Origin of the sequence: Pseudomonas syringae, assembly GCF_002157375.1 — a bacterium.
In the GTDB taxonomy this organism is placed as follows: Bacteria; Pseudomonadota; Gammaproteobacteria; order Pseudomonadales; family Pseudomonadaceae; genus Aquipseudomonas; species Aquipseudomonas syringae_T.
The window spans coordinates 94,688-114,250 of record NZ_MTSA01000016.1 but is presented as its reverse complement, the minus strand read 5'-3'; the positions used below and the strand labels follow the sequence as shown (position 1 = coordinate 114,250).

Sequence of the window (19,563 nt, the reverse complement as noted above, 5' to 3'; positions counted from 1 at the left end):
TCAACATGCACGCGTGGAAAACCCTCACGTCCCCCTCGGTTTCACCCGCGCCGTGGCCTCCGCCACCAACGGATCATCCGGCCAGTAATGCTTTGGATACCGCCCCTTCAAATCCTTCTTCACCTCAATGTAAGTCGACCGCCAGAAGTTAGCCAGATCCTGCGTCACCTGCACAGGGCGGCGCGCCGGGGACAATAAGTGCAGTTTAAGCACCTGTCGCCCGTTGGCGATGCGTGGTGTATCGGACAGTCCGAACAGTTCTTGCAGCCGCACCGACAGGATCGGCGGCTGTTCGCTGTAGTCGATGCGGATGTTTGAGCCGGAGGGCACCTGGATGGTCTGCGGGGCCTGCGCTTCCAGTTGTTGCGGCATCGGCCACGGCAGGAGGTTGCGCAAGATAGATGACAGGTCGAGCTGGCTGAAATGGCTGAGTCGGGTGACTTTGCCGAGGTACGGCATCAGCCAGTTTTCGAGTGTATCCATCAGTTGCGGGTCACTCAGGTCGGGCCATTCGCTCGTTCCGTTTTTGTCGATGTCCAGATTACGCAGTAGCGCGACACGCGCCTGCCATTGGCGCAGCTCTGGCGTCCACGGCAATAACTCCAGGCCTTTGCGACGTACCAACGCCAGCAGCGCGTGGCTGCGGGCTGCATCGTCGAGGCCGGTCAGCGGTTCGCGGCTGAGGATCAATTCACCCACTTTGCGCTGCCGCTCGGCGCGGAATACGCCTTCGCGCTCATCCCAGTCGATCTGGTCCACGGTGATGACCTGCTCGGCCAGCACGGAGTCGAACAGCGCCGGATCGAACTCCGCGGCGAGGTAGATGCGCTCTTCGCGCTGGCCCTGTCGACTGCCCAAGTCTGCAATGACCAGCCACGGCTGCTTCATCAGTGCGTCGGCCTCGGCGAACAGTGCCGCACGACCGTTGGCCAGTCGATATTCGGCACCGCCGGGGCGACGTTGTTGCGCTACACGATCCGGATAGGCCAGCGCCAGCAACGCACCGAGCCAGCGAGAGTGATCCGGGTCGCTGACCGGGCTGTTCGCAGCACCGCGCAGGTATCCGCGATATTGCCGCGACAATTGCCTGGCCCGCTGCACGCCGCCTTGCGCCCCACGCGCGGCTCGCTCGGTGCCCGCCAGCAAGGTCAGGCGACTGTGCAGATCAGCCCCGCCGCCGCGCAGAATATCGCGCTCACCCAACAAGGCGGCCACGTCACACGCCAGCTCGCCCAAACCCAATGCATGGCCCCGCAACAGTAGATGAGCGATACGCGGATGGGCAGGCAACTCGGCCATCGCCTGACCGTGTGACGTCAGGGCAGGCGGCTGACCCGGCTGATTGCTCAGCGCTTCAAGCCGCACCAGCAGGTCCTGCGCCTGCGCATACGCTGCGGCGGGCGGTATGTCGAGCCAGACCAGTTGCGCGGGCGTGACGCCCCAGCGCGCCAGTTGCAGCGCAAGCCCGGCGAGGTCCGCCTGAAGAATTTCTGCTGCCCCGTAGGCAGCCAGTTGGTCATGCTGCGCCTCGGACCAGAGCCGGTAACACACGCCCGGCTCCAGCCGCCCTGCCCGTCCGGCTCGCTGAGTGGCGCTGGCGCGGGAGATGCGCTGGGTTTCCAGACGCGTCATGCCGCTGCCTGGATCGAAACGCGGCACCCGCGCCAGCCCGGCATCGATCACCACACGCACGCCGTCGATGGTCAGGCTGGTTTCCGCGATGTTGGTCGCCAGCACCACCTTGCGCGTGCCTTTGGGGGCCGGTTCGATGGCGGCCCGCTGGGCACTGAGGTCAAGCTCGCCGTGCAAGGGGCAAAGCAGAATGTCGGCGCGCTCACCCAGCGCTTCCGCCAGTTGCTGGTTGACCCGTCGAATCTCGGCCTGCCCCGGCAAAAACACGAGCAGGCTACCGGACTCGCTGCCCAGCGCATCCAGCACCGTTTGCACGACTCGTGGCTCGACAAATTCACCCGTCTGAAAAGGACGTCCCCACTGCATCGCCACCGGAAACATCCGCCCATCGCTGCGCACCACGGGCGCATCGTCCAGCAACGCCGCCAACCGCTCGCCTTCCAGCGTTGCCGACATGAGCAGAATCTTCAGCGGTTGATCGTCTCGAAACAGCTCGCGGCCATTAAGGCTCAACGCCAGCGCCAGGTCAGCGTCCAGACTGCGCTCGTGAAACTCATCAAAAATCAGCAGCCCGACGCCTTCCAGCGCCGGGTCGTCCTGCAAGCGACGGGTCAGAATCCCTTCGGTGACGACTTCGATGCGCGTCTTCGGGCCGACCCGGCTTTCCAGACGAATGCGATAACCCACCGTCTCGCCGACCTTCTCGCCCAGCTCACTGGCCAACCGCTCCGCCGCAGCGCGTGCAGCCAGGCGGCGCGGTTCCAGCATCAGAATGGTCTGCCCCGCCAGCCAGGTTTCCTCCAGCAGCGCGAGCGGCACCCGCGTGGTCTTGCCCGCGCCGGGAGGGGCTTCGAGCACGGCTTCGTGGCGTGTGGTCAGGGCCTGACGCAGGGCTGGCAGGACGGAGTCGATGGGTAACGAAATCATGGGGGCTCCCGGAGAGATTCCGGGAGTATACAGAGCGCGGTGTGGTGGAATCAGGTAGCGTGTTTTATCGCCCGTAAACCGTCTGCAGTTGCGCCTGCGTCAATGCATCCTCAAAAGGCACGGGCACTGATTTCACGGCGCCGTAGAGGTTGCGATAGCGCCAGTAATGGCCGTTGCTGGCCAGCTGGTAGCCGCGCTCGACCACACGCCTGCCATCCAGCACATAGCGCAAAGTCTCTTGGGCGGCTTCTGGTGGGGCGGGCAGCATCAGGTCAGCGGCCAGCACGCGCATCGATTCTTCGATGCACTCATCGAGGGCTGCGGTGACTTGCGCCAGATCCAGCGCGCCGTCATCGATGCACTGTTTGCCACAGCGCCGAATGGGCTGGCTGTTGACCTCGATGCGCATGCGATATAACGCAGAACCGGCAATGTCCTGGACCTGGACCTGATTGATCAGCACAAAACTGCCGCGGTCGGGCGTGAGCATCAGCTTGGGCTCTATCACCAGACGCGCGCTGACGTTCCCCACCCCCTGTTTCAGGCCTGCAGTTGAGGAGGCCTGCTGAAAGCGTTGTTGCAGACGCTCCTGCAACTGCACGCCAGCCAGGAGGTTGGCCAACGGGAGCGACTCTTTGGCTGCGGCTTGTTCCGCATCGCGTTGCAAGCTGCCGCTGCCCATCTGAGTATTGATCAGGCTGGCGACCAGCAAACCGGCAAGCCCGGCGGCGTTGCCGGAACTCGCGACCAGGTTATGGCTGGACGACGCAGCCTTTTGCGCCGCTTCGGCATCCACCACGGTGCTGGCACCGACAAATGCCTGGGGCAGTTGCATGTCCACTTTGACCCCGTGGGCCTGGACGTAAGACACCGCGTCTTGCGTCTTGAAACCGGCCGGTGGCCCTGGCTTCTGCGCACAACCGGCGAGCATCAGCAGGGCCTGTGCGGCAACCGTGATCAATACGCGTTTCATTGCTCGAAGGAGCTGATCATTTGCTGGCGGCTTGTGTCCATCGCCTGATAGAACGCGTTGGTCAGGTTGGCGTATGTGGGCTCGTCCCACTCGCCTTGAGCGGCCTGCACGACCGAAAAGGGCTTGAACCACAGCAATTTGTTGTCGGACAGATCGACCAGCATGCCTTGACCGCCCACCTGCGCCATCGGCACGCTGGTTGGCACAACGCTGTAGTAGCTGCGAGTAGCGCCGGTGACCAGAACGTTGACCAATAGCAAGCGATCAACGCCATAAGTCGCCTTGAGCGGTGTCAGGTCACGGACGGTGTAGCCCTCTCGAAAACTCACTTCCTTGTAAGCGGTGAGGTTCACAGGCTCATTGATTCGTTTGACCTTGTAACCTTTGGCCTGCAGCTTGGCGACAATGACGTCAGGCAAGGTATTGAGATCGCGCACCTGCCACTTTTCGACATTTCCCCGAAGATTGCTGTTAACCCCGGTATTGATGGCCAGGTCCAGAAGCCCCTGGTTGCCGGTCAATGCCAGCACAGGCACTGGCACCACGGTAATCGCCACGCCGATGGTAGGCTCTTTGGCATTCCAGAATTGCTGGTCCAGCGCGACGGGAGGTTGAACGTGGGCGCAGCCGGTGAGGGCCACACAGGCGAGCAAAGCCAGCGCTGACAAGGTGCGAAGCGTATGAAATGACATGTATCAAATCCCTATGGTTAAAAACGATGCCGCCTGTATCGGCAGTCAACGTCCCAACAATAGTGGCTTATTGATATTTTTTTGCAGCATCAGCGCAGCCTTGATACTCAGCCGGCCTTGGCCGCCATCGCCGTCACTTCCACACGCATCCCCTCTACCGCCAGCGCAGCCACGCCCACCGCCGCCCGGACCGGCCACGGTTGTTTGAAGAAGCGTTTGTACACTTCATTGAAGGCAGCGCGGTCTGCCATGTCGGTCAGGTAGATGGTCAGGTGCATGACCCGGTCCATCGAACTACCGGCGCGCTCCAGTGCGTCTTTCAAGGCTCGAAGCGTGCATTCGCTTTGTTCGGTGATATCGCCCAGCTCCAGGCTGCCGTCGGGACGGGTCGGAATCTGGGTGCTGACCATCAGGCCGTTGAAGTCGGCGACGTCGGAAGAGATGGACTCCACGTCGGGATCGGGGGTGAAGGTGATGTCTGCGTTTGCCATGGGATCTCTGCTTTGCAAAAGTCGGAAAAGGATAAGCCTACGCGAGCGGCCAATAAGGGTCGAGCCGCAGGGCACGTCGCAGGCAGTTGAAATGCGGAGCGTAGCCCGACAGAATCGCGCCCCGATCCGGCCACAGCGCCGGGCGTTTGTGCTGAAAGGGGTTGCCGGTGAACGAACAGAAATTGTCCATGCGCCTTGAGCGTGTGGCGACGCATGTGCCAAGCGGTGCGCGGCTGGCCGACATTGGCTCGGACCACGGCTATTTGCCGGTGGCGCTGCTGAACCGCGGTGCAATCGCCTTTGCGGTGGCGGGCGAAGTGGCGTTGACGCCGTTTGGCGCAGCCGAGCGCACCGTGCGCGAGCACGATCTGGACCAGCACATCAGCGTGCGTCTGGCCGATGGTCTGGCGGCGATTGCACCGGAAGACGGGATCACAGCGGTCAGTCTCTGTGGCATGGGCGGCGAGACGATCCGTGACATTCTCGACAGCGGCAAAGCGCGGCTGAGCGGTCAGGAGCGTCTGATCCTGCAACCCAACGGTGGCGAACAACCACTGCGCCGGTGGCTGATGGAAAATGGCTACCGCATCGTTGCCGAGGACGTGCTGCGGGAACACCGTTTCGACTACGAGATCATCGTCGCCGAGCGTACCGGTCCGGTGACGTACACCGCCGAAGAACTGTATTTCGGCCCCTTGCAGATGCAGGCGCGCAGCCCGGCTTTTTTGCTCAAGTGGCAGCGTCTGCTGGGCAAGAAACAGAAGACACTGAGCAACTTCGCCCGGGCGCAAACGGCCGTACCCGAAGAGAAAGTGCAGGAAGTTGTGCAGCAGATCAGGTGGATGACCACGTTACTGGCCTGAAAATCGAACTCACGCCCTGATCGGCTCTCAAAACCGCATGATCGACGCGCAGCGCGAGTCAGTCTCTGCGCACCTCTTACGCAACCATCAACGGGAGAAACACGACCATGCAGTCAGACGCACTTTCCTGGGGCCACGGGCCTCGTCTGTTTGAAGTCTTCCTTGAGCCAACCTGCCCTTTTTCGGTCAAGGCGTTCTTCAAGCTTGATGAGTTGCTGGCTCAGGCCGGCGAAGACCGGATCACCGTCAAAATCCGCCTGCAATCCCAGCCCTGGCACATGTTTTCCGGCGTAATCGTGCGCTGCATTCTGGCGGCTGCAACGCTGGAGGGTGGCAAGGAAAGCGCCAAGGCCGTGATGACAGCGGTGGCATCGCACCGTGAAGAGTTCGAGTTTGAACACCATGCGGGCGGACCGAATCTCGACGCCACGCCCAATGACATCATTGCGCGCATCGAACGTTACAGCGGTCTGGCGCTGGCCGAAGCGTTCGCCAATCCCGACCTTGAACAAGCCGTCAAATGGCACACTAAATATGCTCGGCAGAACGGTATCCACGTTTCGCCGACCTTCATGATCGACGGCCTCGTACAGCCCGGCTTGAGCAGCGGCGATCCGGTCTCTAAGTGGGTGTCGGAGATTGGCTGAAAAAACGCCTCAGCCCGCCGCCGCGACCCGTTCGTTTATCCACACATGACTGCGCGCAAGAACCTTGCGCGCCAAAGCTGTCGGAAAGTGGATGAAGCCGTGCGGTGACTCGGGCAGAAGGTGCATCTCAACGTCTGCCGAACGTGCCCAGCGTTCAGCCATTTGCAGCGTGTCGTCCAGAAGCGGGTCGATCTCGCCGACGAACATCAGGGCGGGCGGCAGGTCGGTCAGGTCGCCATAAAGTGGCGACAGGGGCGGCTCACGACGTTGTTCGTCACTGAGGCCGGGGGTCAGCGAGCGCATGGCGCTGACCATGCCCGGGCCGTCCAGCACCAGCGTGTCAGGGCCTGCGGTGCGCACGCTGGGTGTTCCGGTCAGGTCATAGACGCCGTAATACAGCACTGTACCGATCACCCGCTTGAGCAGGTCGGGCCTGGTTTTCAATTTGAGCAACGTGGCTGCAGCGAGGTGCCCGCCCGCCGACTCGCCGACCACTATAACGGGCAGGCCGGCAAACTCTTTACAGTCACTCAACAACCAGCAAGCGGCCGAGAAACAGTCGTCCATCAAGCCTTCGACAGGGGTCGATAACGCGAGCCGGTAATCAACCGAGACAATGGCGACGTCGCACGCGTTGGCCATGCCGACGTTAAGATCGTCATTCATCTGGGCGTTGCCGATGACCCAGCCGCCACCATGAATATCCAGCACCACGGCCTTGGGTGTGCCGTGGGGTTTGATGATTCGCACCGGCACGGGTACGTTGTTCGTACTGACGACTCTTTTCTCGATCCGCAGATCACGCCGGGAAGGTTTGAGGGCGCTACCGACCTGGCTAACCCGTAACAATGCCTGAATCACCAACGGTGTCACGCGATTGCGAATCCGGAAGCGTGGCAGCCGTGCGAGGGTCTTGTTGAACCGACGGACTTCTGCCAGCTCCTGTTCGCTGGAAGGCCAAAGCTGTTTGATGTTCAATTTCTGCCCTCTTGTCAGGCTGATGTAGCAAGAGCAAGCACAGCGCCTGCTCCCGCTTATACCTGAGAGGCGTTTAATCGTAGAACGGTTCAACCGACGCGCGACTGCCGACAAAAAAACTGTCCGCGACCAGTCGCAAGGGCTCCAAATCAAGGTCGCTGGCGTTGTGGATGATCAGCTGCTGAAAGTGTCGATACACCGCTGCGTACTCGCCCTCTTCCGACACCGCCTGACGCACGCCATCGATACTCAGCAGCGCGCCGCCGTTGTCCAGTCGCAACGTGCCTTCGGCGCAGCGAATCTCGATACTCCAGAGTTCATCGTGGCCGTGATCAAAATCGAACTCCGCACGGATGTCGAGTTGACGCGTGTCGGACATTTTGATCGACGCGGCAATCGGCGACTGGCAGTTACCGGGCACACGCAGTTCGGCAGACTCTACGAACAGCGGCAGTGGCAACAGGTGCGTCGCAATCGACAACGCATTGATGCCCGGATCGAAGACACCCAGACCACCGGGCTGCCAGATCCACGCCTGGCCCGGATGCCATTTGCGCACGTCTTCTTTCCAGTCGATCTGTACGCTTTTCAGGGTGCGTGTAGCCAGCCAGTCGCGAGCCGCTTCGACACCAGGCGCGTACCGCGAATGCCAGGCGAACAGACCGCTGACGCCCTGCTCCGCCGCTTGCTGCACCAACGCCATCGCTTCGCCCAAAGTGGCGCATGGCGGCTTTTCAACCAGCACATGCTTGCCAGCGGCCAACGCCTGCTGCACCAGCGCGAACCGGCCTTGCGGCGGCGTGCAGAACGCAATCGCATCCACCTCTAAGCCGCTCTCAAGCAACTCGCCCAATGACTTGAAATTCTCCACCCCGGCGCAGGGCTGCCCTTGTGTCGCGACGGCCACCAGCTGGAACGCAGGATTGGCGTGAATGGCGGGCACGTGCTGATCCTGGGCGATCTTGCCATAGCCCACCAGACCGAGACGAATCGGTTGCATACATGACTCCTGAGTTTTTGTAATTATCTTGGGCACAGTAAACCAGATGTTAATCGTGGTCGGTAAGGGGGGCATCATGTGCATCTGACCGAAGACCCGAGATCGCGCTTAGCGTCGGGAAACGTTACGGGCAACCGTTGCTGCTTGCCGTTGATACGAAGGGCATGTGTGAAGCGGAGGGCGGCTTTTTCAGGCAGACAATGGGATTGGGCGGGTGGAGGCTGTGAACCGAGACTCCATCACGGTGCTGCAATGGCGCACCACTGAATAATGACATCTATCGAAACGCGGGGGACTGGGTGCTGGCCTTTGGAAAACGATACGTGCCGTTACCAAAATCCATAAACGAGGAGGCCCCGCAAGCGGGGCCACAACTTAACCTGGCCTCATCACCGTTTCTTGTAGCACGGGAGTGGAGCTTCCAGGGCAGCGAAGTGAATCTACCACACTACGAGGCGACGTCAACTCCCAAGACAGGGTTTGAAAGCGCCTGACCGACCTCTCGTGAGCGAGCCGATCACCTCAGGCTGCTACCCATTTCAGCAGACGCCAAAACAGGGAGCACTTCGTTTTCCCGCTACCGCGCCTCGATGATTTGTATTAAAGGCATCCCGATACAGCTATGAGCTTCTACGAGAAATCATTGACGTGTACCCTTTCGGTTTTGGCCCAAGGAATGAAGACCGGCCATTTAGACACCCAGGAGCAGTGAATCGCTATGGTTTGGCAAACGCTGGAGGCGAAGCTTTCTACGCCAAGGATGTCCCGCTACCTGAAGGGCAACCGAAACAAGGACCGAGCCGCAGAGGCTTACGTCCACAACATGAAAATTGCAGAGTCTCTCGTTTCAGTTTTTCATGTTCTTGAGGTAGCCGTGCGCAACGGAATTCAGAAAGAAATGGCCTTGGAGTATGGCCGGAATGACTGGTATGAAGAATGGAATGGCACCGGCAATGCACATTTCCAGAAACTCTATAACAAAATTTCAGAGGCCAAAGAAGAGCTTCGTAATCGAAAAATCGAGCTTACCCCTGACAACATAGTAGCGGAGCTCAGCTTTGGTTTCTGGACGTCTCTATTCAACCGGGCAACCATCACCAACCTGTCAAAACCGCTCATGCGGGTTTTCTATTTCTGCCCTAAGAGCATGCGACAACCCGATAACATCCGCACGCGCCTGAACAAGGGGCGAGACCTGCGGAACCGATGCTTCCACCATGAGCCGCTTTTGTGGCAACCGCTCTATGAACTGCATAGGGACATATCGGAAGTCATCAAGTGGATCGAGCCTGGATTACATGAGTGGATAAAGACCCATGATCGAGTGCCTGCCACGCTCGGAGACTGGGTGAACTGGCGAGACTCACCGGCGCCAGCGCATGCAGAGAGCCTACCGGCAATAACGAATGAGCAGAACGTGTCGAACAGCCTTTCCAAAAGTGCTTATCCAGCCGCTGATCCGGAAAACATCGCTGGGCACACACAGACTTGATTCAATACCGAGCTGTCTTCTACCTTTTTCAGAGCCGCTGCGCAGCCGTCGCAGTCGCCTTGACCTCCTGACGCTCCACCGCAGAACCACTCCCGTCACTCAATAGTCTTAGCCTTGCAGCCATTGCCTTGTATAGTTGCCTTCTTCATCTCAGGAGCTTTCCATGCGCATTCCTTCTCGTTTGATCGGTGGCGTTCTGGTCGCCACGTTGCTGACTCAGATTTCTGCCTGCGGCAGTATTTTCTATCCCGACCGCCGTGGTCAGATTGATGGCAAGGTTGATCCGGCCATTGCGGCGCTGGATGCGTTTGCGCTGTTGTTCTACATCGTTCCTGGTGTGATCGCGTTCGCGGTGGACTTCGCGACGGGTGCGATTTATTACGGGCCTGGCGAGCATGCGCAGATCGATCCGCAGAAGCTGCAAAAAGCCCTCAAGGCTGACGGCAGTGTCGACAACATCAAGCTGCAAGCCATTATCGAAACCGAACTGGGCCGGTCCCTGCCGCTGAACGACCCGCGTCTGATTCAGCACAAAGGCAGCGTGGAGCAACTGGCCACACTGGGTCTGATCCCGGCCGCCTGATCCCATACGGTCCAAGGAAACGCGTCATGAGCACCACTGCCGAACATTCCCGACTGCTGCGTCTGGCGACACGGGCCTCGCTGGCGGTTGCCGTGACGCTGATTCTGGCCAAAGGGGTTGCCTGGTGGCTGAGTGGCTCGGTGAGCCTGCTGGCCGGGCTGACCGACTCGCTGCTCGATGGCGCAGCGTCGTTCCTCAATCTGCTCGCGGTGCATTACGCGCTACGCCCTGCCGATGACGATCATCGCTACGGTCATGGCAAGGCGGAAGCCCTGTCAGGCATGGCACAGGCGCTGTTCATCACCGTCAGTGGCGTGCTGATCGCGGTGCAGGCCATCGAGCGTATCCAGAATCCGGAACCACTGGGCGCGCCGCTGCTGGGCATGGTGGTGATGGTGATTTCCATCGCGCTGACGCTGGCCCTGCTCACCCTGCAATATCGGGTCATCAAGGCAACGGGGTCGGCGGCGATTCGTGCCGACTCGCTGCACTACCGCTCCGACCTGCTGCTCAACGCCAGCATTCTGGTGGCGCTGACCCTGGCGTATTTCGGCTGGCAGCAGCTGGACGCCTACTTCGGTCTGGGCATCGCGCTGTACATTCTGTGGAGCGCCCTGCAAATCGCCCGTGAGACTGTATCCGTGCTGATGGACGAGGAATTGCCGGCGGATGTCAGCACTCGCATGCTGGAGCTGGCCTGCAGTGTGCCGGGCGTACTGGGGGCGCACGATCTGCGCACGCGGATTTCCGGTAATCACTGGTTCGTGCAGTTGCACTTGGAGTTGCCGGGGACCTTGACACTGTCAGTGGCCCACGCGCTGTGTGACAAGGTCGCCGACGCCATTCACGAGCAGTTCCCGAAAGCCGAGGTGCTGGTACACGCCGACCCTCAGGAAGTCGTCAAAAACAGTAACGCCTGACCCGCCTCAATTGACGCTGTAACCGCGCCCTGCCAGACACGCGCCCATCGAGCGACGGTACAGATCCACGACGTCAGGCGGTGGCTGACCGGTGACATTGGCCGGATCGAAGCCGCTCTGCTCGGCGGCCCAGCGGTAGCATTGGTAATGATCCAGCTCGACCTGTTGCGGGCTCTGGCCATTTTCCGGGTAGGCCACCGGATCGTAGCCATTGCTTTGCGGTTGGGCCGGGGCCTGCTGATACGTCGCTTCGTTCTGCGGCGGATTGACCACCACGTAATCCTGCGTATCAGGCTGATACGCGTAATACGTGCCCGCAGCCAGAAACAGCAGGCTGCTGCCGATCCACACCTCCTGCGAATAAGACGGCAGGCTGCGCACACGCACACCGTAAGGCGGCGTCACCACGACATAACGCGGACCTTGCGGGCGATACCAGTAGCCTTGCGAATAGAAGTAGTCCTGCCCTCGGTACGGAATGCGCGAGTAACCGCCCGGGACGCGATCTATCGCATAGCCGGGGCGATATTGCGGGCCAGGCCCCCAGCCGTTGCCGCGCCCGTCCGGGCGACCTTCCCAGCGATCATTGGGCCGACCGGCCTGCCAATTGCGGTTATTGCCGCGCGGGATGTCCTGATAGTAGCCCTGGCGCGGCGGCTGGCTTTGCCAGACTTCTTTGGGACCGCTCTGGATCGGCAGGTTATCCTGGTTCTGGCGCAACTGCTGACGCTGCTGATTTTGCTGCTGCTGAATCTGACGTTGCTGGTCACGCTGCTGCTGGTCGATCTGCTGTTGCTGCTGGCGTTCGACATTGCGCTGCTGAAGCTGTTGCTGCTGGATCTGGCGCTGTTGATTGAGCTGCTGCTGGTTGATCTGCTGTTGCTGCTGACGCTCGACCTGACGCTGCTGATTCTGCTGTTGCTGAATCTGGCGCTGTTGGTTGTTCTGCTCCTGACGAAGCTGTTGCTGTTGTTGTTGCTGCTGGCGCTGTTGCCCATTTTCAGCGGGGCTGCCATACAGCTGGTTCTGCCGAGACTCATCACGTTCGTCGGCCAATGCCTGGGCACTGATGCTCAGACACAACAGACTTACACCCGCCAACTGCCAGATGCCAGATTTCATGCTTTCCTCACTAGGACGCGGGTAGACGTTATTAAGACTGTTGAAGCGTAGCGCCGTTCTGCGCACTTTATCAGCAGACAAAGAAAAGGGGACCAGACGGTCCCCTTGAGATATTTCGTCGTCCTGCGCAACGCTTTTGACGTTGGCTCACCTCATGCCGTCTTCTGGACAGTATGCAGCCCGGGGGCCTGTCACACCCTGTCGGGTGGGAGGCCGCGACCGGCCTGATTGGGCGGGTCGCGCTGGACGCTATGTCCGGGCAGTGATTACGCTTAAAAGAATAGGCCTGAGGCGGTGGCGGAAGATTGCTAATATTGCCGATTAAAACATCACTTGCGCAATTTTTGACTTCAGATGAATAATCCAGCGCAATTCAACTCATAAAGGGATGCACCGTGAGCAAGCTCGACAGATATGACCTGAGCATTTTGGCGGAACTGCAACGGGACGCACGCATTTCCAATCAGGAATTGGCCGAACGCATTGGTCTTTCCCCTTCGCCGTGCTCGCGTCGGGTCAAACAGCTGGAAGACGACGGTTACATCGTGCGTCAGGTTGCCCTGCTGGATCGCAAAAAACTTGGCCTGAACCTGACCGCCTACGTATTGATCGGCATGGACCGCCATACGCCAGAGCGTTTCGAGAATTTCGAGCAGCACATTCGCAACCTGCCGCAGGTCCTTGAGTGCAGCCTGGTGACCGGCATGGATGCGGATTACCAGTTGAAGGTGGTGGTACCGGACATGGATCACTATCAGAAACTGCTGCTGGGCCATCTGACGCGCATCGAAGGCGTGACCAGCGTCAAGTCGAGCTTCGTGCTCAACCAGGTACTGGCCAGCACCGAAATGCCGCTGACCCACTTGCGCAGCTGATTCACAGCTTTGCGGCGACTTCCCGATATTGGCCCTGATCCAGCCCGTCAAGCGTCCAGTCGCCAATCCGGACTCGCACCAGCCGCAAGGTGGGCAGCCCGACGGCGGCGGTCATGCGCCTTACCTGTCGATTCCGGCCTTCCTTGATCACCAGTTCCAGCCAACAGGTCGGCACGCTTTTGCGAAAGCGCACCGGCGGGTTGCGTGGCCAAAGCTGCGGCTCTTCGAGCTGTCGCGCTTCGGCAGGCAAGGTCGGGCCGTCGTTGAGCTGGACGCCGTCGCGCAACTGCTGCAGTTGCGCTTCAGTCGGCTCACCCTCGACTTGCACCCAGTAGGTCTTGGCCAGTTTGTGTTTCGGATCGGCAATACGCGCCTGCAACTGGCCGTCGTTGGTCAACAACAGCAAGCCCTCGCTGTCACGGTCCAGCCGCCCTGCGGGATAGATACCGGGAATGTCGATGAAGTCCTTGAGCGTGGCCCGCCCGCCTTCGTCGCTGAACTGAGTCAGCACGTCGAAAGGTTTGTTGAACAGGATCAGCTTCGGCTCGGCGGGCGGCGCTTTGGCGACACGGCGTGCAGTATTCGCAGAGCCGGGGGCTGCGCGTCGGGAAACAGGGCGTTGAGTGCGGGACATGGGAATGGGGCAATCGGAAAACAGAAAGGGCCACTTTAGTGGCCCTTTCTGCAAATACCAACCTCTTAACGAGCGGCCATCAACGAAATGGCGGCTCGTCGAAGCTGCGCAGTTTGCGCGAGTGCAGCGAATTGAGCTGAGTGCGCATCAGGTCCAGTGCGGCGATGCCGATCTTCAAGTGCTGGCTGACCGCACGCTCATAGAACGCGTTGGCCGACCCCGGCAACTTGATCTCGCTGTGCAACGGCTTGTCGGAAACACAGAGCAGCGTGCCGTAAGGCACCCGCAGGCGATAACCCTGGGCGGCGATGGTGCCGCTTTCCATGTCCACCGCCACAGCACGGGACAGGTTGATCAACGGCCTTTCCTGCGCCCAGCGCAATTCCCAGTTACGGTCGTCATACGTCAGCACGGTGCCGGTGCGCAGGCGCTTCTTGAGCTCTTCGCCACGTTCGCCGGTAATCTGCGCGGCAGACTCCTGCAACGCCAGTTGCACCTCGGCCAGGGCCGGAATCGGGATGTGTGGCGGCAGCACACGGTCCAGAATCCCGTCGCGACGCATGTAGGCGTGAGCCAGCACGTAATCGCCAATGGTCTGCGACTGACGCAGGCCGCCGCAGTGACCGATCATCAGCCAGCAATGCGGGCGCAGCACCGCCAGGTGGTCGGTGATGTTCTTGGCATTGGACGGGCCGACGCCGATGTTCACCAGCGTCACGCCGTGACCGTCTTCGGCGATCAGGTGGTAAGCCGGCATCTGATAGCGGTGCCAGACCACGCTGGCAACAATCGCCTGGGCTTCATCAACGCCCATGCTCTTGTCGACGACCACGTTGCCCGGCAGAACCATGCGCACGAAACGCGGGTCTTCGCGCAGTTTTTCCAGGCCATGCAGAATGAACTGGTCAACATAACGGTGGTAGTTGGTCAGCAGAATCCACGGCTGAACATGGCGCCAGTCGCTGCCGGTGTAATGCACCAGACGGCGCAGCGAGAAATCCACCCGCGCGGCGTCGAACAGCGCCAGAGGCAACGGATCGACGTTGGCCCAGTCGTAAAGGCCGTCGGCGATGCCGTCGGTTGCGGCCGACAGGTCGGTGCTCGGAAACACCCGCGCCAGCGCCGCAGCGGTTACGCCGGTGCCCGCCAGCTCATCGCCCTGCTCGACCACGTAAGGGTAAGGAATGCTCTGCTCGCTCATGCCGACTTCGACCGTCACGGTGAAATCGCTCATCAGCGGGCCCAGTTGCTCCAGCAGGTACTTTTTGAATGCTTTGGGTTGCGTGACGGTAACGCTGTAAGTGCCGGGCAACTGGACTTTGGCGTAAGCGCGGGTCGTCAGCGGCACTTCACCGTGGCACTTGTAGACCAGGCGCAGCTCCGGGTAGTTGAACTGCGCACGTTCTTCGGCAGTGGGCTCGACGCGGTCTTTCAAATAACGTTTGAGCGCCTGACTCAACGCACTGGTGGCGCGCTCATGCAACTCGGCAAGCCGCTCGACGGCTTGCTCGGCGGTGTCTACGACAACAAAGGCTTGGGTCACGATTCATGTCCTGTCTGATCTTGCAGTCGTGCATCGTAACGGGTTCGCGTGCTCATGCCACCTGTGGCGAGGCCCTTCGCAGCAATGTTTCTACCTCAACACCTCGTGGCAAGGCGCCATAGACCCGCCCGCCGGACGCCAGTCGACCGGCAATAAAACCATCGCTGACCGCCGCGTTGCCTGCCTCCAGCAACAGCTTGGCCTGCACGGCGACAGCGATGTCTTCGGTCAGTTGCCGGGCGCGGTACTGAATGTCGCCGGTGTCCTGAAACGCAGCTTTAAGCCTGGCGATGTGTGATGCCAGATGACGATCACCCTGCCCGTCGCCCAGTTCATCGAACAACGCGTCGAGCGCGCCGGGCTCTTTGGACGCTGTGCGCAGCACGTCCAGGCATTGCACATCGCCAGAGCCTTCCCACGTCGAATTGACCGGCGCTTCACGGTACAGACGAGGCAAAATGCTGTCTTCGACATAGCCCGCACCGCCCAGACACTCGGCCGCTTCGTTGATCATGGCCGGAGCGCGCTTGCAGATCCAGTATTTGCCTACCGCCGTGATCAGCCGGACGAAACGCTTTTCGGGATCGTCATCCAGACGGTCCAGCGCACGCCCCATGCGCAGCGTAAGGGCCAGTGCCGCTTCGCTTTCCAGCGCCAGGTCAGCCAGTACGTTCTGCATCAACGGTTGCTCGGCCAGCAATCGACCTCCCACCGCGCGGTGCGCGCAATGGTGCGTGGCCTGCGTCAAGGCCTGACGCATCAGGGCGCTGGAGCCGACCATGCAATCGAAGCGGGTCATGGCGACCATTTCAATGATGGTGGGCACACCGCGCCCTTCCTCGCCGATCATCCAGGCCAGCGCGCCACGAAACTCCACTTCACTTGAGGCGTTGGACCAGTTGCCAAGCTTGTTTTTCAGCCGCTGAATGTAGAGCTCGTTGCGACTGTCGTCAGGCCGATGGCGCGGCAGCAGAAAACAGCTGAGTCCTTTGTCGGTCTGCGCCAGGGTCAGGAACGCATCACACATCGGCGCGGAACAGAACCACTTGTGCCCCACCAGCTCATAGGGCTGACCAGGGCCTCCAGCGCCGGTCGGGAAAGCTCGGGTGGTGTTGGCCCGCACGTCGGTGCCGCCCTGTTTTTCAGTCATCGCCATGCCAATGGTCACGCCAGCCTTGTGCGCGATACCCACATTGCGCGGATCGTATTGAGTCGACAGCACCTTCGGCAGCCAGATATCGGCCAGATCCGGCTGCAGCTTCAATGCCGGAACGCTGGCAAAAGTCATGGTCAGCGGACAGCCGCTGCCAGCCTCGGCTTGCGTGTGCAGGTAACTCATGGCGGCGCGTGCGACATGGGCGCCAGGCTGAGGCTCGGTCCACGGCAAAGACGGAATGCCGTGTTCGATGGCAGCGCTCATCAACTGGTGATACGCCGGATGAAACTCGACCAGATCGATGCGGTGCCCATAGCGGTCGTGACTGGCGAACACCGGCTTGTTCTGATTCGCCAGAAACCCCGCGGCCATCAGCGGCCCGCCCGCCAGCGCGCCATAAACGTCGATCCGCGACTGCGCCCAGCCCGCACCGAAACGCTTACTCCACTCTTGAAGCGGCAGGTCGATTCGGTAGAGATTCACACCGTCCAGCGGTGGCGGCTGATTGGTGACCTTGTGAGTTTCAGCGAATGACGTCAGGCTCATGGGCCATCTCCTGCCTGTGGGCGTGCGCACCCTGTGAGCAGTGAATCATGCACCCGGCACCGGCAAAAGTGCCGTAGCCGCCGAAACATCGGCGTTTTTGACTGTGGGCCATACCGGTATGTTCTTACGCCAGCAGGCTTATATGCCCCACTGAGCTTTCAACTCCGGCGTTTTGCGCACAGCGCCCGGTACAACCATCAGCACCGGAATGCTCAGCGTGAAGCAACTGCCCTTCCCAGGCTCGGAACGATGGCTCAGTTCGCCGCCTTGCAGCTCGGCCAGCTTGCGGCAGATCGCCAGACCGATACCCAGCCCGCCGTATTCACGCGTCATCGAGCCATCGACCTGAAAGAAATGCTGATACAGCACGGCATCGTCCAGCTGGCTGAAACCGATACCGCTGTCCATCACCTCGACGCGCAGGTCCATACGCTCCAGATCCCGAGGGAGACCACTGAAACGCACCTGCACCCGCCCCTTGCGCGTGAACTTGATAGCGTTATCCACCAGGCATTCGATGCACTGATAAAGCTTGCCTGCATCGCCCCGAACGCCAGGCGGCAGCTTGTCGTCCACATCGAGTGTCAATAACAACCCCTTGGCCTGAGCCGCACTGCTGAAACGCTCACGCAACCGGTCGACCAGATCCAGAGGGGCGAAGGTGTTGCAATCGGCGTACAGCACGCCGGCCTGGAGTTCGGTGAGGGTCAGAATGCCGTTGATCATGCACATCATGTCGCGGGCAGAGCTGGCAGCCGTCTGCTGATACATCTCGACCTCGTCGTCCATGTCGAGGGTTTGCATCACTTCCAGCGACCCGATCACACCGTTCATGGGCGTGCGCAACTCGTGGGTGAGCGTGGCGAGGAACTCATCTTTCAGCCGGTTGCTGGTGGCCAGTTGCTTGTTGAGCCGCTCAAGATCCTGACCGGCAGCCAGCAACGTCTGTGCCTGCTGACGCCGGGTGTGGTTGATACGGTCTGCCAGCGCCATGGAAAGGAACGCCATTTCCAGCACCGTGCCGATGTGCGAGGCGTAGAGGGTCAGGAATGTGTTGGGCAGGTAACCCAGCAGCATCAGCATGAAGATCAGCCCGCTGACCAGAAAAACCGACCAGGCGAGCACGAAATAACGCCCGACACGCTCGCCTTTCAGCACCGCGACGATGCCCGCCAGATAAATCGTGAAGGTGCCGGCCATCACCAGATAAGTGGCCGAACGCAAGGCCGGTCCGTACCCGAGGAACAGCGCCATGCCCATCACCAGGACTGCCGAGCCGACGACCGCCAGCAACAGACGGTCCAGCCAGCGTCCCAACCGCGCGGTCACCAGAAAACTGCGCGAGAACTGGCACGCAAACAACGTGGCAACCGCCATCAGAAATGGCGTGCATGCATTCGCCCACCAAGGGCTGTCGGGCCACAGGTACTCGATGGCCACCCCGTTGATCGACATCTGGTAAAGCCCGAATGACGCCACGTACAGCAGGTAATACAGGTAATCGCGCTCGCGGACGCTGACATAGATGAACAGGTTGTAGACCAGCATCCCCAGCAGGACGCCGTACATCAGGCCGAAGACGTAAATCTTCGAGGGCTGCGATTCAAGATAGGCGTGAGAGGACCACAGGTTGAGCGGCGCCTGGACCGATCCTTCGCTGCGAATGCGCAGATACACCGTGCGCGTCTGGCCCGGTGGCAGATCCAGCTGGAAGAGGTAGTTGTTCTGGGCAAACTGACGGCTGGAGAACGGCAGCATGTCACCGGTCCGCCAGGTCAGTTTCGGATGGCCGCGGGCGTCCTGGGCGTAGAAGTCGATGTGATCCATGGGCGGATAGGCCAGTTCCAGCAGCCAGTCGTTGTGGGTATCGGGGCCTAGAGGCCGATACGACAGCTCGAGTTTCAGCCAGAACGCGGAGCGCGAATACCCGGCATTGAAGGTGCCAGCAGGCGCAGGCTTGAACGACGCCGCTCCGGCTGCAGAGCTGACGTCTTCGATGGTGGCATCACCGGTCGGGTCTTCAAACACCTGGAGGGCACGGCTCAGCGACAGAAAACGAGTGTTTTCATCAAACTCGACCGCGTGACTCTGCATCGGTAGCCAGAAAGCCAGAATGATCAACAGATAGCGCATTGAAGCCCCAAGGTAGGTCGTCGCTTTCAATCCATCCATTGATGACGACGTCCCGCAATTTTCTATCCTTGAAACAAGGCTAATGATTCAAACAGACCACTGAACATGGGTATAAACGGACTGACATCGACATCGGCACACCAGCGAAACATCATTCATCAGCGTTGCCAGTGAAGCATAGCCGTTAATAGCGTAAAGACAGCATCGCGTCGAAAATCAAAGCAATAGCTCTATATCGGACGTCTCAGTGCAAACATGAAATTTCTCGAGGGTGTTTTTGCCGGGCGTTATCGACACGGGTCGCCTGACTCACGTGATAAAAACCCGGTATCCACGAGCGGCCCGCCAGAACGTTT

General features: G+C 60.3%; 18 protein-coding genes. 7 read left to right on the top strand and 11 right to left on the bottom strand.

Annotated elements, in window-relative coordinates:
- Nucleotides 1-24: 24 nt before the first annotated feature.
- The 4 genes from hrpB to BW686_RS20185 all read right to left on the bottom strand — a co-directional run bounded on the left by hrpB (nt 25) and on the right by BW686_RS20185 (nt 4,715).
- On the bottom strand, nt 25-2,559 hold the full coding sequence (hrpB, locus tag BW686_RS20200) for an ATP-dependent helicase HrpB (RefSeq protein WP_084919265.1): 2,535 nt from the start codon (nt 2,557-2,559) through the stop codon (nt 25-27).
- 64 nt (nt 2,560-2,623) lie between these two features.
- Complete coding sequence (locus BW686_RS20195; RefSeq protein ID WP_084919264.1) at nt 2,624-3,532, bottom strand: hypothetical protein; 909 nt, start codon at nt 3,530-3,532, stop codon at nt 2,624-2,626.
- Nucleotides 3,529-4,224 carry a hypothetical protein gene (locus tag BW686_RS20190; RefSeq protein WP_084919263.1) on the bottom strand — a complete coding sequence of 232 codons (696 nt, stop codon included), beginning with the start codon at nt 4,222-4,224 and terminating at the stop codon, nt 3,529-3,531. The genes BW686_RS20195 and BW686_RS20190 overlap by 4 nt, the downstream gene beginning before the upstream one ends.
- Nucleotides 4,225-4,331: 107 nt before the next feature.
- Nucleotides 4,332-4,715: a RidA family protein gene (locus BW686_RS20185; protein ID WP_084919262.1), complete on the bottom strand. Its 384-nt coding sequence runs from the start codon at nt 4,713-4,715 to the stop codon at nt 4,332-4,334.
- Nucleotides 4,716-4,882: 167 nt separating this feature from the next.
- On the opposite strand from BW686_RS20185, the gene BW686_RS20180 reads away from it, so the two are divergent.
- Nucleotides 4,883-5,578, top strand: a complete 696-nt coding sequence (locus BW686_RS20180; protein ID WP_084919261.1) for a tRNA (adenine(22)-N(1))-methyltransferase — start codon at nt 4,883-4,885, stop codon at nt 5,576-5,578.
- Between the two features lie 107 nt (nt 5,579-5,685).
- Nucleotides 5,686-6,225, top strand: coding sequence for a DsbA family protein (locus BW686_RS20175; protein ID WP_084919260.1), 540 nt, complete (start codon nt 5,686-5,688; stop codon nt 6,223-6,225).
- Nucleotides 6,226-6,234: 9 nt separating this feature from the next.
- Here BW686_RS20175 and BW686_RS20170 read toward each other — a convergent pair whose 3' ends face one another.
- Nucleotides 6,235-7,203, bottom strand: a complete 969-nt coding sequence (locus tag BW686_RS20170) for an alpha/beta hydrolase (RefSeq protein ID WP_179149324.1) — start codon at nt 7,201-7,203, stop codon at nt 6,235-6,237.
- A 73-nt stretch (nt 7,204-7,276) separates the two neighbouring features.
- Complete coding sequence (locus BW686_RS20165) at nt 7,277-8,203, bottom strand: Gfo/Idh/MocA family protein (protein ID WP_084919259.1); 927 nt, start codon at nt 8,201-8,203, stop codon at nt 7,277-7,279.
- Between the two features lie 718 nt (nt 8,204-8,921).
- Here BW686_RS20165 and BW686_RS20155 point away from each other — a divergent pair.
- The 3 genes from BW686_RS20155 (at nt 8,922) to BW686_RS20145 (ending at nt 11,198) form a co-directional block, all read left to right on the top strand.
- Nucleotides 8,922-9,695, top strand: a complete 774-nt coding sequence (locus tag BW686_RS20155; protein ID WP_084919258.1) for an Abi family protein — start codon at nt 8,922-8,924, stop codon at nt 9,693-9,695.
- Nucleotides 9,696-9,858: 163 nt separating this feature from the next.
- A complete protein-coding gene (locus tag BW686_RS20150; protein ID WP_003376614.1) occupies nt 9,859-10,278 on the top strand; it encodes a hypothetical protein in 420 nt (139 codons plus the stop codon).
- A gap of 26 nt (nt 10,279-10,304) precedes the next feature.
- Nucleotides 10,305-11,198 (top strand): cation diffusion facilitator family transporter, encoded by an 894-nt coding sequence (locus BW686_RS20145; RefSeq protein ID WP_084919257.1) that lies wholly within the window; start codon nt 10,305-10,307, stop codon nt 11,196-11,198.
- A 6-nt stretch (nt 11,199-11,204) separates the two neighbouring features.
- Here the strand turns inward: BW686_RS20145 and BW686_RS27345 are convergent, their stop codons facing one another.
- Complete coding sequence (locus tag BW686_RS27345) at nt 11,205-11,918, bottom strand: DUF6515 family protein (RefSeq protein WP_179149331.1); 714 nt, start codon at nt 11,916-11,918, stop codon at nt 11,205-11,207.
- Here BW686_RS27345 and BW686_RS27340 point away from each other — a divergent pair.
- The gene (locus BW686_RS27340) at nt 11,862-12,371 is read left to right on the top strand and encodes a hypothetical protein (protein ID WP_306298899.1); all 510 of its coding nucleotides are present in this window, start codon (nt 11,862-11,864) and stop codon (nt 12,369-12,371) included. The genes BW686_RS27345 and BW686_RS27340 overlap by 57 nt on opposite strands.
- A gap of 344 nt (nt 12,372-12,715) precedes the next feature.
- Nucleotides 12,716-13,195 (top strand): Lrp/AsnC family transcriptional regulator, encoded by a 480-nt coding sequence (locus BW686_RS20135; protein WP_003376607.1) that lies wholly within the window; start codon nt 12,716-12,718, stop codon nt 13,193-13,195.
- A gap of 1 nt (nt 13,196) precedes the next feature.
- Here the strand turns inward: BW686_RS20135 and BW686_RS20130 are convergent, their stop codons facing one another.
- From BW686_RS20130 to BW686_RS20115, 4 genes are all read right to left on the bottom strand, one after another.
- Complete coding sequence (locus BW686_RS20130; protein ID WP_084919255.1) at nt 13,197-13,829, bottom strand: rRNA large subunit pseudouridine synthase E; 633 nt, start codon at nt 13,827-13,829, stop codon at nt 13,197-13,199.
- Nucleotides 13,830-13,908: 79 nt separating this feature from the next.
- On the bottom strand, nt 13,909-15,372 hold the full coding sequence (gene amn / locus BW686_RS20125) for an AMP nucleosidase (protein WP_084919254.1): 1,464 nt from the start codon (nt 15,370-15,372) through the stop codon (nt 13,909-13,911).
- A 52-nt stretch (nt 15,373-15,424) separates the two neighbouring features.
- Complete coding sequence (locus BW686_RS20120; RefSeq protein ID WP_084919253.1) at nt 15,425-17,074, bottom strand: acyl-CoA dehydrogenase family protein; 1,650 nt, start codon at nt 17,072-17,074, stop codon at nt 15,425-15,427.
- 138 nt (nt 17,075-17,212) lie between these two features.
- Entirely contained in the window at nt 17,213-19,207 is a 1,995-nt protein-coding gene (locus tag BW686_RS20115; RefSeq protein ID WP_084919252.1) for a sensor histidine kinase, read from the bottom strand.
- Nucleotides 19,208-19,563 lie beyond the last annotated feature (356 nt).

What these genes read in the sequence shown, in the direction of transcription:
- hrpB (WP_084919265.1), bottom strand. Translation starts at nt 2,559, where the DNA reads ATGATTTCGTTACCCATCGACTCCGTCCTGCCAGCCCTGCGTCAGGCC.
- BW686_RS20195 (WP_084919264.1), bottom strand. Translation starts at nt 3,532, where the DNA reads ATGAAACGCGTATTGATCACGGTTGCCGCACAGGCCCTGCTGATGCTC.
- BW686_RS20190 (WP_084919263.1), bottom strand. Translation starts at nt 4,224, where the DNA reads ATGTCATTTCATACGCTTCGCACCTTGTCAGCGCTGGCTTTGCTCGCC.
- BW686_RS20185 (WP_084919262.1), bottom strand. Translation starts at nt 4,715, where the DNA reads ATGGCAAACGCAGACATCACCTTCACCCCCGATCCCGACGTGGAGTCC.
- BW686_RS20175 (WP_084919260.1), top strand. Translation starts at nt 5,686, where the DNA reads ATGCAGTCAGACGCACTTTCCTGGGGCCACGGGCCTCGTCTGTTTGAA.
- BW686_RS20165 (WP_084919259.1), bottom strand. Translation starts at nt 8,203, where the DNA reads ATGCAACCGATTCGTCTCGGTCTGGTGGGCTATGGCAAGATCGCCCAG.
- BW686_RS20155 (WP_084919258.1), top strand. Translation starts at nt 8,922, where the DNA reads ATGGTTTGGCAAACGCTGGAGGCGAAGCTTTCTACGCCAAGGATGTCC.
- BW686_RS20150 (WP_003376614.1), top strand. Translation starts at nt 9,859, where the DNA reads ATGCGCATTCCTTCTCGTTTGATCGGTGGCGTTCTGGTCGCCACGTTG.
- BW686_RS20145 (WP_084919257.1), top strand. Translation starts at nt 10,305, where the DNA reads ATGAGCACCACTGCCGAACATTCCCGACTGCTGCGTCTGGCGACACGG.
- BW686_RS20130 (WP_084919255.1), bottom strand. Translation starts at nt 13,829, where the DNA reads ATGTCCCGCACTCAACGCCCTGTTTCCCGACGCGCAGCCCCCGGCTCT.
- BW686_RS20120 (WP_084919253.1), bottom strand. Translation starts at nt 17,074, where the DNA reads ATGAGCCTGACGTCATTCGCTGAAACTCACAAGGTCACCAATCAGCCG.
- BW686_RS20115 (WP_084919252.1), bottom strand. Translation starts at nt 19,207, where the DNA reads ATGCGCTATCTGTTGATCATTCTGGCTTTCTGGCTACCGATGCAGAGT.